Source organism: Pseudomonas sp. SC11, from assembly GCF_047039205.1.
In the GTDB taxonomy this organism is placed as follows: domain Bacteria; phylum Pseudomonadota; class Gammaproteobacteria; order Pseudomonadales; family Pseudomonadaceae; genus Aquipseudomonas; species Aquipseudomonas boreofloridensis.
On record NZ_CP178183.1, the window covers coordinates 3,032,485 to 3,045,376 of the forward strand.

The window sequence follows — 12,892 nt, forward strand, 5'->3', positions numbered from 1 at the left end:
ACCCCTGCCCTACGTTCGAAGTCACCATGCCCAGCCCTGCACTGCATCACCGCCAGGCGTTCGTCCAAGGCAGCCTCGCCATCGTCCCACTGTCCCTGGCCGTGGCGCCTTGGGGCCTGCTGGCCGGCTCCATGGCCATCGAAGCCGACCTCAGCGCCTGGCAAGGCCAGGGTCTTTCAGCCATCGTCTTTGCCGGCGCCGCACAACTGGTCGCGATTGGCATGCTCAAGAGCGGCGCCGGCGTGCTATCGATCCTGTTGACGACCCTGCTGCTCACCTCGCAGCACCTGCTCTACGGGCTGTCCATGCGGCCGGTGATCTGCGGCCTGCCGACGCGCTGGCGGCTGGGCCTGGGTTTTCTGCTCACCGATGAACTGTTCGCCCTGACCAGCCATCACGACCGTCAACAGTTCGACCGCTGGTACGCCTTGGGTGTAGGACTCACCTTCTATGTGGCCTGGAACCTGTTCACCCTGGCCGGCATCGTGCTCGGTCAGAGCATCCCGCACCTGGATCGGTTGGGCCTGGACTTCTCCATCGTCGCCACCTTCGTCGCGCTGATCGCACCCCGCGTGAACAATCTGCCGACCTTGGTGTGCGTGGCGGTGTCGCTGTTCTGCTCGGTGCTGTTCAGCACCTGGCACTGGGAAACCGCCTTGGTCCTGGCCGGCCTGTTGGGCATGGCGGCGGGCTTCGTGTGCCAGAAGTTGACAAGGAGCCGCCCATGATCTGGTTACTGATCGTCGCCATGGGGCTGCTGGTGTTTCTCAACCGCTACGTGTTCCTCGAACCGCGACTGCCGCTGCGGTTGAGCTCCAACGTGCGGCAGTTCCTCGGATTCGCCGTACCGGGCATGCTCACCGCAATCTGTGGGCCGATCATTTTCCTGCCCGGCCATCAGCTCGACCTGGACCCGCTGAACCCGTACCTGCTGGGCGCCTTGGTGGCCATCGCACTCGTTCTGTTGACCCGCAGCGTACTGCTGAGCATGCTGGCGAGCATGTTGCTCTTCATCCTTCTGCGCAGTTGGCTGGCATGAGTACGCCCCTGCGCGAACAGATCCACCTGTGGCAGGCGCCTGCGCTCGGCGATGTCGAGATGCTGCACGCCCGCTACGTGCAGCAGCGCTTCGCGCCCCATGTGCACGAAGGCTACGTGTTCACGGTGATCGAGTCCGGCGCGCAGTGCTTCTGGCACCGTGGCAGCGACCATCTGGCGCCGGTCGGCAGCGTGGTGCTGATCAATCCTGACGAGTTGCACACCGGCGCGAAGGCCCACGAGGCCGGTTGGCGTTACCGGGCGTTCTACCCCGAGCACCAACGGGTCACTGGGGTGCTCGACGAGCTCGAACTCAGGCGCGGTGGCCTGCCACATTTTCGCCAGAGCGTGGTCCAGGATCCGCTGCTGGCAGCCGCCCTTAGCCAACTGCATCGCCTTTGTGAACAGGGCGCCAGCGCACTGCAGCAGCAAACGGCCTGGCGCGAAGCCGTGCTGGGACTGGTGCAGCGCCATGGCCACGGCGCCGAACCTGCTGCACCGGGCCACGAGCCGCTGGCCGTGGCGCGGGCGCGGGAACTGCTGGAAAGCCAATTGGCCAATCCTCCTTCCCTGGAGAGCCTGGCAGCGGCCGTCAACCTCTCGCCTTTCCATTTCGCCCGCGTGTTTCGCCAGGCCACTGGACTGCCGCCCCATGCTTGGCTCAAACAACGGCGCCTGGCGCGGGCCAGGGAACTGCTGCGTCGCGGCCTGCCGGCACTGGAGGTGGCCTTTACCCTGGGCTTCGCCGACCAGAGCCACCTCAACCGTCAGTTCAAGCAAGCCTATGGCGTCACGCCCGGGGCCTACCGTCTGGCCTGTGTGCAGCGCTGAGCGCGCACCCGGCGAGATGGCCAGGCGCTGCTACACTGATTGGGGCTGAATGGAGGATGCAGTCATGTCTGAACGCGAACTCACCACCCTCATCAACTTGATGAACCAGCGCCAGGCCTGCCTGAGCAGCGCCTGCAAACAGATCGCCGACTGGATCGACCGGCAGGGCGATGTCCCGGCGGCGGGTAAGATCCGCGCCAGCCTCAAGGCGCTTGAGGCCGACGAAGCGCAGGTGCGGCGCACGCTGACCTCGCTCACCGTCGACCGACCACTGCCGCGCTTTCGCAGTTGATTCCTCCAACCCGTTGGCGGATGGGCGGCCAACGGGTATCAAGGCGATCAGTGCTTCATGTGCATATGGTCGTGGCCGCCGCTCATGTCGGCGGTCAATGGCTTGACCGGGGCTTGGACGTCCAGGATTTGCTTCTGGCCTTGCGCATCTTCGATGGTCAGGGTCAGCGGCACCTGCTGCCCTTCCTTGACCTGGTCCTTGAGCCCCATCAGCATCACGTGGTAACCGTTCGGGTCCAGGGTCACCGGTTTGCCGGCCGGCAGATCCACGGCCTTCACCTCACGCATGCCCATCACGTCGCCTTGCATGGTCATCTCGTGTACTTGCACGGTCTTGGCCACGGGTGACGCGACCCCGACCAGCTTGCTGTCGGTCGTCGCCGTAAGGGTCATGAACGCCCCGGTGGATTGCTGGTGGGGGACGCTGGCACGTACCCAGGCGTCCTTGACGCTGGTGTCGGCCAACGCCGGCAGGGTCAGGCCCAGCAGGGCGAATGCGGCTAGGCCGCGCTTGATCGGTTGCATCGACATTCAGCAGATCTCCATCAATGTGCGCAGGTCTTCGACGCATTCCTTGGCGTTCAGGGAATGGCCGAGACTCAGGCGCAGGGTGCCACGGGTATCGTAGACGTAGCTGGTGGACGAGTGGGAAATGGTGTACGTGTCGCCGGTCGGGATCTTCTCGTAGAACACCTTGAACTCCCGGGCAACAGCATCGATCTCTTCCGGCGTGCCGGTCAGGGCGACGAATGAAGGGTCGAACGCCTTGACGTAGGCGTCGAGCACCTCCGGGGTGTCGCGCTCCGGATCCAGGGTGATGAACACCACCCGGAACAGATCGCGATCACGGCCCTTGAGCTGTTGGCGGATCTGCGCTGCGCGTGCCAGCGCGGTCGGACACACAGCCGGGCACTGGGTGAAACCGAAGAAGATCATCGGCATCGAGCCGTAGAAGCTCGACAAGGTCCGCTCGTTGCCCTGAGGGTCCTTGAGCTTGAACTTGCGCCCGAGAATCTCGTTGCTCATGTTCTTGCCGTACTTGAAGTCCAGGCCACGGGCCGGGCTGCAGCCGGCCAGCAGACCGAGCCCCAGTACACCCATCCCGGCGACGACCGCGCGCCGAGTCAGTAGATCAGTCATGGAACCATCCTTTACAGGAGAGGCGCCGGTCCTCGCGCAGGACCGGTCGAAAACCGCGGCATTCTGGCATGACACCCCGTCAGCGGCCACACGACGACACGGCGATTGCCCCGCAGCCCCGTATTTACGGGCTGCGGCCTGTTGTCGCAGGGCTTGAAAGAGTAACACTTTGTTGCTAGAGATCAGTGCGGCGAAGGCCTACGGACGACCGGAGGACATGGGCGCTGCCCGGCCATGACGCTACACTGAGCGCCTGTCCCCGCCCGTGAGCGCCATGATCCAGTCCGACCTCGACCTGTTCGGCCAGCAGCCGCAGCGCTTGGCCAGCCACACCGTATTGCTCCCCGGCTTCGCCCTGCCGCAGATCGAAGCGTTGCTCGACGCGCTGCGCCCGGTATTGCGCGCGGCACCCTTCAGGCACATGCGCACGCCCGGCGGGCTGCACATGGCCGTGGCCTTGAGCAACTGCGGCACGTTCGGCTGGGTCAGCGATGAGCGCGGCTACCGCTACAGCCGCACCGACCCGCGCACTGATCGACCCTGGCCGAGGCTACCCGAGACGTTATCGTCCCTGGCAACCCAGGCAGCCGCCGCAGCCGGCTTCGACGGTTTTATCGCCGACGCCTGCCTGATCAACCACTACCTGCCCGGCACCCGGCTGACCCTGCACCAGGACCGTGACGAACGCGACTTCGCCCAGCCGATCGTGTCGATTTCACTGGGCCTGCCAGCCACGTTCCTGTTCGGCGGCCATCAGCGCAGCGACCGCCCGCAACAGGTGCCGCTCAGTCATGGCGATGTCCTGGTCTGGGGCGGCGAGGACCGGCTGCGATTTCATGGCGTGTTGCCGATCAAGCCGGGACGCCATGAACGAATGGGCGAGCGACGCATCAACCTGACCTTGCGCAGGGCCGGCTGAAGCACAGCCTTCAGACCGCAGCCGTGTCGTCGCTGACCGACTGCGCGGCCTGTACCGGGTTATTACGCCCGTAGTCGCGCAGATAAACGATGAACTCCTGCAACACCCGATCCCACAGCAGCAGGCTACCGAGCAGATGCTTCGGGGTGACGCCATCGGCCACCACGACATCCATTTCCATCACCAGAAATTCACCTTGTAGCGACAACCGGGCGAACCGCCGGCTCGCATTCCAGCGTTCAGCCAAGCCGTCCGGCAGGTCACCCTGGATGCGCAGCGCACAGCTGAAGGTAAAGTCGAGAAACTCGCCGTCCTTGCCTGGCGCGCGGTTGCCGAAGCGCACCGCATAGCCCACGCCCTGACTGGCGCTGAGCAACTGCACCACAGCGCTCTGCTCGTTGCGGTTGACCCGACAGCCGGCATCCTGCAGCAGCTCGGTCAGCGACTCTACGCTCACGGTTTCAATAAGGGTCACATCCGACATGCACACGCTTCCTCATCATCATTACGTCGCTATCAAGTAGTAGCACAGCGCTTCTGATTGGCCAGGACGACACCCAGGCACGCGCGCCCAGCCTTTAAAAGCCACGACGTTGTGTGTAAAACGGACCGATCCCCTCCCCCGATGCAAGGACCTTCAGCATGCGCTACCGCCCCCTCGGCCGCTCCGGCCTGCACGTTTCCGCCCTGACCCTGGGCAGCATGATGTTCGGCGAACAGACCGACACCCCGACTGCGCTGAAGATCATCGGCCAGGCCTGGGACCAGGGCATCAACTTCATCGACACCGCCGATGTGTACAACGCCGGACGCTCCGAGGAAATCGTCGGCCAGGCGGTGGCGCATAATCGTCAGGACTGGGTGGTCGCCTCCAAAGGCGGCTATGGTCCGATCGACGGACTGCCCAACCGTAGCGGTCTGTCGCGCAAGCACCTGTTCAATGCCCTGCACGCCACGCTCACGCGCATGAACACCGATTACCTGGACATCTACTACCTGCACCGCGAGGACCACCAGGTGCCGCTGGAGGAAACCGTGCGCGCCATGGGGGACCTGCTGCAGCAAGGCAAGATCCGCTACTGGGGCGTGTCCAACTTCCGCGGCTGGCGCATCGCCGAGATCTGCAACCTGGCCGAGCGCCTGGGTGTGGCCAAACCGGTGGTCAGCCAACCGCTGTACAACATCGTCAACCGCCAGGCCGAGCCCGAGCAGCTCACGGCAGCCGCCTACCATGGCTTGGGCGTGGTGCCCTTCAGCCCGCTGGCGCGCGGCGTGCTCAGTGGCAAGTACGCACCGGGCGCCACACCTGAGCAAGGCAGCCGTGCGGCGCGCCAGGACAAACGCATCATGGAGGTGGAATGGCGGCAGGAATCGCTGGCCATTGCCCAGAAGATCCACGCCTACACCCAGGCCAAAGGGGTCGGCATGGTCGAATTCGCCATTGCCTGGGTACTCAACAACCAATTGATCAGCTCGGCCATCGTCGGCCCGCGCACCGAGGCGCAGTGGCAAACCTACGCCGGCGCGCTGGAGGTCCAGATCAGCACTGAAGACGAAGCCTTCGTCGATTCACTGGTCACCCCAGGGCATGCTTCGACCCCGGGATTCAACGATGTCGCGCATTTCGTCAGCGGGCGGCTGCCGCGCTGACTTAACCCGGTGATCACACCAGCACACGCATCTCGCCGCCAGACAGCGGCTCGGTGCGTTGCGGGCTGTCGCTGCCGTTGCGTCCGGCACCGCTTCCGGACAACCGCCAGGTCACATCGGTAATGCCGTAGCGCTCAGCCATGGGCCGGCTGACTTTCTTGATCTTCTCTCGCCCGAACTTGGGAATGATGCCCACCCCCGCATCGCAACTGGCCCAATGCCAAGCCTCGGCATTGTCCATGCGCTCCGATCGAATGATGAAGCTGCGCAGCTGCCCATGCTGCTTGTATTCGATGACGTACAACTGTGGAGCTGGCATTTCTGGGCCTCCTGTTCTCCATGGATGACCCTAGATTGATCGGGCTTCATCGCGAAGATTCAGAAAATTGTCGAACAAGTGGATAAACAGTGCGTTCAGTCCTGCCCCGCCAAGCTTCGGCGCACGGCCTCGATCTCGGGATCCGGCACCGCACCGGGCTGCAGGATTACCTTGCGGCAGCGCTCCTGCATCTCGTCGAACAACTCATAGCCACGCGCAGCGTCCTCCAGCGCCAGGCGATGGGTGACGATCGCCTCCGGATTCAACCGCCCCGCCTCGATATGCTCCAGCAACTCGGGCAGATAGCGCTGGACATGGGTCTGCCCCATCTTGAAGGTCAGGCCCTTGTCGAAGGCGTCGCCGAACAGGAAGCCATGGACGAAACCGGCATACACCCCCGGCACGCTCACCACTCCGCCGCGCCGCACGGCAGCAATACTCTGGCGCAGCGCCTTGCCGCTGCTGCCTTCGATCTTCAAGGCGGTGAGTACCGACTCGGTAGCGCTGCCCTTGGCCTCGAAGCCTACTGCGTCGATCACCGCGTCCACCCCGCGCATGCCGGCGGTCTGGCGGATGATGGTGTCGGCCGGATCGTCATCGTGGGAGAAATCGATGGGAATCACACCGTAGGCCTGGCGGGCGTAATCGAGCCGATAACCGCAGTTGTCGACCATGAAGATGCGTTCCACGCCCAGCATGCGTGCGCACGCCGCCGACAGTAGGCCGACCGGGCCGGCCCCGTAGATGGCCAATGAAGAGCCTTCGCCCACGTCGGCATTGACCACCGCCTGCCAGGCCGTTGGGAGGATGTCGGAGAGAAACAGCACCTTGTCGTCAGCCAGATGCCCCGGCACCTTGAACGGGCCGACGTTGGCCTTCGGCACCCGCACGTAGTCGGCCTGCCCACCCGCGATGCCGCCATACAAATGGCTGTAGCCGAACAACGCCGCCCCCGGCGGGATGGCCTTCTTGTTGAGGATGGCGCCGCGACCCGTGTTGGTGGTCTCGCACGCCGCGAACAGTTCGTGCTGGCAGAAGAAACAACCACCGCAGGCGATCACGAAGGGAATCACCACCCGGTCCCCGCGCTGCACCGCCGTCACGCCGCTGCCGACTTCCTCGACGATGCCCATGAACTCGTGCCCGAGGATATCGCCTTGCTCGACCATGGGAATCTTGCCGCGATAAAGGTGCAGGTCCGAGCCGCAGATCGCGGTCGCGGTCACGCGTAGAATCAGGTCGTCGGGGTCTTGCAGAATGGGATCGGCCACCGTGTCTACCCGCACATCACCGGCGCCGTGATAGGTCAATGCACGCATGATTCGCTCTCCAGGGCTGAGGATTGCCACTGGCCCGGCCAAGAGATGGCCGGGCCTGTTCAGAGTCTAGCCATCAAGCATCGCGTGCGCCGCCGCGGCTGTTCTGCCCGCCCCGACGCCCGGCCTCGGAGGCACGCTCGCGGTCGTTGGCGAAGTTGCCGCCAGAGTTCTGTCCGCCCTTTTGACCAGCTCGCGATGCGCGCTCGGGATCGTTGGCGAAATTGCCCGGATTGGTCTGCCGGGTGCCGCCGCGCTTGCTTGGGCGGTCCTGCTCATGTTCATGTGCCATGTCATGTCTCCTGTAAGGATTCTGTGGCCAGCCGGTCCTACCCTGGTTCCGACAGTCGCCTGACACTGCGCTCCATCATTTTGATGAATCTCTGACCGGCGGCGCTAAAGGCGCCGGGGCCTGACTTTAGCGCCCCAGTATTGGCCGTTCTGCATGCCACGATGAATATTGCCGCTATACCAGCACTTTCCTGCGCGCCTCAAGTCGAAGTCCCAATCCCGGAGAAGCGAGCCTAAGCCACCGCTTTCGCCCTCGACGCTGCGAAGCCTATACTCCCTCACCCTGTCCGATTCCCCTCTCTGGGTGGTCCCCTCGCCCTGTACAAGGCCGTGCCATGACGTCGTCTTCCAACCAGTCCACCGCCTCACCGATCAATCGCAAACTGATGCCCAGTCACCTCGACTTTCCGGTGGTGGGCATCGGCGCATCGGCCGGCGGCATCGAGGCCATCTGTACCTTCTTCGAACAGATGCCTGCCGACTGCGGCATGGCATTCGTGGTGGTACTGCACCTGTCCCCGGACCATCAGAGCATGGCGGACCATATCATTCAGGGCGTAACGCGAATGCCCGTGCGCCAGGTGACAGCGCCAGTGCCGATCGAGCGCAACCACGTCTACGTGATCTCACCGGCCAACCGGCTTTCCACCAACGACGGCTATCTGCGCGTCAGCCCGGCCAATCGCCGTCGTGGCGACCATGTGGCCATTGACCTGTTCTTCCGCGACCTGGCCGATGTGCACAAGGACCATGCCTTCTGCGTGGTGCTTTCGGGCACGGGCGCCGATGGTGCAGTGGGCCTGTCGCGGATCAAGGAACAGGGCGGCGTGACCCTGGTGCAAACACCAGACGACGCCCTGCACGACAGCATGCCCCGCGCCGCTATCGCCACCGGCCTGGTGGACTTCGTCATGCCGGCAGCCGACATGGCCCAGAAGTTGATGGAAATCTGGCTCAAGGCCAAGCAAGTGCGCCTGCCGGAAGTGGACGAGCAGAACATGCCGCCGCCGCTGGGCATCCGCGAGGGCGACCCGCAGCAGGCCGAACCGCTGCTCGAGGAAATCCTCCTGCTGCTGCGCGCCAACACCGGCCATGACTTCCAGCACTACAAGCGCGCCACCGTGTTGCGTCGCATCGAACGGCGCCTGCACGTGACCGCGCAGACCGACCTGCCCGGCTACTACCGTTACCTGGAGCAGCATCCGGAGGAGTCCGATGAGTTGCTAGCCGACATGCTCATCGGCGTGACCAACTTCTTCCGCGACCGCGAAGCCTTCGAAGCCCTTGAGCGGCATGTGTTGCCCGAGTTGGTCAGCGACGGCGAAAGCGGCGAAGGCCCCGCCGACATTCGCGTCTGGTCCGCAGGCTGCTCCACCGGCGAAGAAGCCTACAGCCTGGCCATGCTGGTCAGCGAGCAACTAGCCCTGGAGAAGCGCGAGGCCAAGGTCCAGGTGTTCGCCACCGACCTGGACGGGCGCGCCATCACGCAAGCGCGCAGCGGCAACTATTCCGAAGCGATCGTCACCGATGTGCCGCCCGGGCGGCTACGCCAGTTCTTCAGCAAGGAAGACCAGCACTACCGGGTGCGCAAGGAGGTGCGCGAGCAGGTGCTGTTCGCTCGGCACAACCTGTTGTCCGACCCGCCGTTCTCGCAGATCGACCTGGTGGTGTGCCGCAATCTGCTGATCTACCTCGACCGTGAGGTGCAGCGCGACATTCTGCAGATGTTCCACTTCGCCCTGCGCCCCGGCGGTTACCTGTTCCTCGGATCCTCCGAATCGGCCGACCTGGCCGGCGAGTTGTTCGCCCCGGTGGACAAGCGCAACCGCATCTTCCGCGCCCGCGAAATGCCCAGTGGCCTGCGCCACTCCGGACGCCGGCTGACCGGCGCCGACCTGCCGCCCGCCACCCCGGGCACCCCGGTCAAGACGCGCACTGCGCGCAAGCCGTCCTACGCCGAAGTCCATCACCGCGCCCTGGCCCGGCGCAGCCCACCAAGCCTGATCGTCGATGGCGAAGGCATGATCCTGCACATGAGCGACGGCGTCGGTCGCTTTCTGCAACTGACCGGCGGCGAGCCGAGCCGCAACCTGATCAATCTGGTGCTGCCCAGCCTGCGTCTGGCCTTGCGCAGCACCCTGTTCCAGGCCCGCCAGGGCTCCCAGGCAGTCACTTCGCGCCCGGTCGAACTGGGCGAAGGCGACGAGCGAATCCAGGTGGAAATCGTCGTCCACCCGCACAAGGACGACCCCAGCGTCAGCGAGTGCCTGCTGGTGGTTTTCGAGGAACGCGCCCCGGACCCTTCCATTGCCCTGGCCGGCGGCATCCGCCAGACCGACAGCATGGTGCTGACCAACCTGGAGCGTGAACTGCAGCGCACGCGCTTGCAGTTGCAGGAAACCATCGAGCAATCGGAGATTTCCAGCGAGGAACTGACCGCCTCCAATGAAGAGATGCAGGCCATCAACGAGGAGCTACGCTCGGCCAGCGAAGAACTGGAAACCAGCAAGGAAGAGTTGCAATCGATCAACGAGGAATTACTGACGGTCAACTACGAACTCAAGAACAAAGTCGAGGAAACCGACAAGGTCAACGACTACCTGAGCAACCTGATCGCCTCCACCGACATCGCCACGGTGTTCGTCGACCGCAACCTGTGCATCCGCTGGTTCACCCCGCGCGCCACCGACATCTTCAACATGCTGCCGGTCGACACCGGCCGCTCGCTGCTCGACATCACGCACCGCCTGAACTACCCGGAGCTGGCCGACGACGCCCGCGCCGTGGCCCAGGGCGGCACCAGCATCGAGCGCGAGGTCAGCGGCCAGGACCAGCACTGGTACTTCACCCGGCTGCTGGCCTACCGCTCCAGCGAGCAGAAAATCGACGGCACGGTGTTGACCTTCATCGACATCAGCAAGAGCCGCGCCACCGAAGAACGCCTGCGCCTGGGCGAGGAACGCATGCGCCTGGTGGCCGAAAGCACCCATGACTTCGCTATCATCCTGCTCGACGAGCAGGGCTCGATCAGCGACTGGAACACCGGCGCTACCCTGATCTTCGGCTATACCAAGGAAGAAGTCCTGGGCCGGCACTACGAGTTGATCTTCACCGAGGAGGATCGCCAGGGCAGCGTGCCCGAGCGCGAACTGCACAGTGCCCGGGTCAATGGGCGCGGCCAGGACGAACGCTGGCACGTGCGCAAGGACGGCAGCCGTTTCTATTGCAGCGGCGAGGTCTCGCTGCTCAAGGGCAGCAGCCTGCGCGGCTACGTCAAGATCGCCCGCGACCTCACCGGCCACAAGCGCCTGCACGATGAGCAGAGCAAGCAACTGGCCGAGTCGCAAACCTCCAGCCACCTGAAGGACGAGTTCTTCGCGGTGATGTCCCACGAGCTCAAGCATCCGCTGAACCTCATCCAGCTCAACGCCGAAATCCTCCGCCGCCTGCCCGTGATCAAAGGTGCAGGCACCGCGAGCAAGGCGGTCAGCACCATCTGCGAAGCGGTGTCGAGCCAGGCCCGGATCATCGACGACCTGCTCGATGTGGCACGTATCCGTACCGGCAAGCTCAAGTTGCGGACCGAATCGGTCGATCTCACCGCGATCCTGCTGGGTATTCATGCGGTGGTGTCGAGCGAACAGCACAACTGCACGGTACGCCTGAGCGTGCCGACCGATGGTCAGCCGCTGTACATCGAAGGCGACAGTACGCGGCTGGAGCAGATTATCTGGAACCTGCTGAACAACGCCCTGAAATTCAGCCCCGACGGCGGCGAGATTCATCTGCTGCTCAGCCGCGAAGACGACCAGGCCCTGCTGCAAGTCATCGACCAAGGAGTAGGCCTGCGCGAGGACAGCCTGGAAAAGATTTTCGACCTGTTCAGCCAGGCCGCCCCTGCCGCCACCAGCCACAACCGCGAAGGACTGGGCATCGGCTTGTCGTTGGTCCGCCAACTGGTCGAAGCGCATGACGGCACGGTGCGCGCGCAGTCGCCGGGCTTGGGCCAGGGCTGCGTCTTCAGCGTACGTCTACCGCTCAGCGCAGCACGCCAGGACGAGCCCGCCGATGCCCCGCCGCAACAGACCGAGGGCCGTCTGCATGGCATCTGCGTGCTGTTGGTGGACGACTCGATCGAGGTGCTGGACGTGATGCAGCAATTGCTGGAGATGGAAAGCGCCGTGGTGCACGCCTACAGCGATCCGCGCAAGGCGCTGGAGGCGGCCGGGCAGGACCGCTACGACATCATCCTCTCGGACATCGGCATGCCGGGCATGGATGGCCATACCTTGATCAAGGCCCTGCGCAGCCTGGAACACCTGCGCAGCACACCGGCCATTGCCTTGACCGGCTACGGTGCCAGTGCCGATCAGCACAAGTCGCGGCAGTCGGGCTTCGACCGCCACCTGAACAAGCCCGTGGGCTACGACGAACTGATCGAGGTGATCGAGTCGTTGAGCGGGTCGGTGCCTTACTGAGGCCTGGCCTCAGGCATGCACGCTCCACTGCACCACGTCACCGGCCAGCGGCAATTCGTCGATGGCGTGGATCATCCCGCTGGCCAGCGCCTCGGCGGGGCCAAGGATACGCGGGTACGCCATCAGGTAGCGGGTGACGTCCAGGTCTTCGCGCGATCCCTGCGTGCGTTCGGCGACAATTTCGGCGTACAGCCTCAGGTCGTAGTCCAGGCTCATGGCGTATTCGGCCATGCGCGAATGGTCCACCGAGCCGTGCAGCGTCCAGTGAAACGGGTGGAACAGGAACTTGCTGTAGCGGCAGGCGGTACGCCGGCTGCCTGCCAGGAACAGGATGTTGCCCATCGACTCGACGGTGCCGAGATTGTGGGTGTGCACCGGTATCGGTTGAGCCAGGAGGAAGTTGTACAGAGTAAAACCGTAGCTGCACTCCCCGCCCATGGTCGCGATGTTGATCTGCAGCGCCTCGGCACCTTGCTGGACAGCGCGCGAGCAGGTGTTGATCAAGTTGCCGCAGGTCGAGGAATTGATCGGGCCGGTGAAGTGGATGATATGTCGGGCCATGAGCACCTCCAGAGTGGTCCGGGCGCCTCGGGCATCCGGCTCTCGGTGGAATCGTGCG

Annotated in this window: 13 protein-coding genes and 1 pseudogene; 7 read left to right on the forward strand and 7 right to left on the reverse strand. The window is 64.3% G+C overall.

From position 1 onward, the window contains the following. Nucleotides 1-26 precede the first annotated feature (26 nt). The 4 genes from ACK2SD_RS13480 to ACK2SD_RS13495 all read left to right on the forward strand — a co-directional run bounded on the left by ACK2SD_RS13480 (nucleotide 27) and on the right by ACK2SD_RS13495 (nucleotide 2,161). The gene (locus tag ACK2SD_RS13480) at nucleotides 27-728 is read left to right on the forward strand and encodes an AzlC family ABC transporter permease (RefSeq protein WP_412460002.1); all 702 of its coding nucleotides are present in this window, start codon (nucleotides 27-29) and stop codon (nucleotides 726-728) included. Beyond that, nucleotides 725-1,039, forward strand: coding sequence for an AzlD domain-containing protein (locus ACK2SD_RS13485; protein WP_029614140.1), 315 nt, complete (start codon nucleotides 725-727; stop codon nucleotides 1,037-1,039). The genes ACK2SD_RS13480 and ACK2SD_RS13485 overlap by 4 nt, the downstream gene beginning before the upstream one ends. After that, nucleotides 1,036-1,869 carry an AraC family transcriptional regulator gene (locus ACK2SD_RS13490; RefSeq protein ID WP_412460003.1) on the forward strand — a complete coding sequence of 278 codons (834 nt, stop codon included), beginning with the start codon at nucleotides 1,036-1,038 and terminating at the stop codon, nucleotides 1,867-1,869. Before ACK2SD_RS13485 ends, ACK2SD_RS13490 begins: the two co-directional genes overlap by 4 nt. A 64-nt stretch (nucleotides 1,870-1,933) precedes the next feature. Further along, nucleotides 1,934-2,161: a hypothetical protein gene (locus tag ACK2SD_RS13495; protein WP_029614139.1), complete on the forward strand. Its 228-nt coding sequence runs from the start codon at nucleotides 1,934-1,936 to the stop codon at nucleotides 2,159-2,161. A gap of 47 nt (nucleotides 2,162-2,208) precedes the next feature. Here ACK2SD_RS13495 and ACK2SD_RS13500 read toward each other — a convergent pair whose 3' ends face one another. Both ACK2SD_RS13500 and ACK2SD_RS13505 read right to left on the reverse strand, forming a co-directional pair. Continuing rightward, nucleotides 2,209-2,691 carry a copper chaperone PCu(A)C gene (locus tag ACK2SD_RS13500; RefSeq protein WP_304484946.1) on the reverse strand — a complete coding sequence of 161 codons (483 nt, stop codon included), beginning with the start codon at nucleotides 2,689-2,691 and terminating at the stop codon, nucleotides 2,209-2,211. Then, nucleotides 2,692-3,300 carry an SCO family protein gene (locus tag ACK2SD_RS13505; RefSeq protein ID WP_029614138.1) on the reverse strand — a complete coding sequence of 203 codons (609 nt, stop codon included), beginning with the start codon at nucleotides 3,298-3,300 and terminating at the stop codon, nucleotides 2,692-2,694. Nucleotides 3,301-3,574: 274 nt separating this feature from the next. On the opposite strand from ACK2SD_RS13505, the gene alkB reads away from it, so the two are divergent. Beyond that, nucleotides 3,575-4,219 carry a DNA oxidative demethylase AlkB gene (gene alkB / locus ACK2SD_RS13510; RefSeq protein WP_412460004.1) on the forward strand — a complete coding sequence of 215 codons (645 nt, stop codon included), beginning with the start codon at nucleotides 3,575-3,577 and terminating at the stop codon, nucleotides 4,217-4,219. A gap of 10 nt (nucleotides 4,220-4,229) precedes the next feature. On the opposite strand, the gene ACK2SD_RS13515 is transcribed toward alkB, so the two are convergent. Further along, nucleotides 4,230-4,703, reverse strand: a complete 474-nt coding sequence (locus ACK2SD_RS13515) for a YbjN domain-containing protein (protein WP_412460005.1) — start codon at nucleotides 4,701-4,703, stop codon at nucleotides 4,230-4,232. A gap of 158 nt (nucleotides 4,704-4,861) precedes the next feature. Here ACK2SD_RS13515 and ACK2SD_RS13520 point away from each other — a divergent pair, with 158 nt between their 5' ends. Further along, a complete protein-coding gene (locus tag ACK2SD_RS13520; RefSeq protein ID WP_412460006.1) occupies nucleotides 4,862-5,869 on the forward strand; it encodes an aldo/keto reductase in 1,008 nt (335 codons plus the stop codon). Nucleotides 5,870-5,882: 13 nt separating this feature from the next. On the opposite strand, the gene ACK2SD_RS13525 is transcribed toward ACK2SD_RS13520, so the two are convergent. The 3 genes and pseudogenes from ACK2SD_RS13525 to ACK2SD_RS13535 all read right to left on the reverse strand — a co-directional run. After that, nucleotides 5,883-6,188 (reverse strand): DUF6555 family protein, encoded by a 306-nt coding sequence (locus ACK2SD_RS13525; RefSeq protein WP_052192032.1) that lies wholly within the window; start codon nucleotides 6,186-6,188, stop codon nucleotides 5,883-5,885. A gap of 95 nt (nucleotides 6,189-6,283) precedes the next feature. After that, on the reverse strand, nucleotides 6,284-7,507 hold the full coding sequence (locus tag ACK2SD_RS13530) for a zinc-dependent alcohol dehydrogenase (RefSeq protein WP_412460007.1): 1,224 nt from the start codon (nucleotides 7,505-7,507) through the stop codon (nucleotides 6,284-6,286). A gap of 73 nt (nucleotides 7,508-7,580) precedes the next feature. Then, nucleotides 7,581-7,739: pseudogene (locus tag ACK2SD_RS13535) on the reverse strand (general stress protein); the annotation flags it as partial. 391 nt (nucleotides 7,740-8,130) lie between these two features. Between ACK2SD_RS13535 and ACK2SD_RS13540 the strand changes: the two are divergent. Continuing rightward, nucleotides 8,131-12,273: a CheR family methyltransferase gene (locus tag ACK2SD_RS13540; protein WP_412460008.1), complete on the forward strand. Its 4,143-nt coding sequence runs from the start codon at nucleotides 8,131-8,133 to the stop codon at nucleotides 12,271-12,273. Nucleotides 12,274-12,282: 9 nt separating this feature from the next. Here ACK2SD_RS13540 and ACK2SD_RS13545 read toward each other — a convergent pair whose 3' ends face one another. Further along, complete coding sequence (locus ACK2SD_RS13545) at nucleotides 12,283-12,834, reverse strand: ATP-dependent Clp protease proteolytic subunit (protein WP_039577571.1); 552 nt, start codon at nucleotides 12,832-12,834, stop codon at nucleotides 12,283-12,285. Nucleotides 12,835-12,892 lie beyond the last annotated feature (58 nt).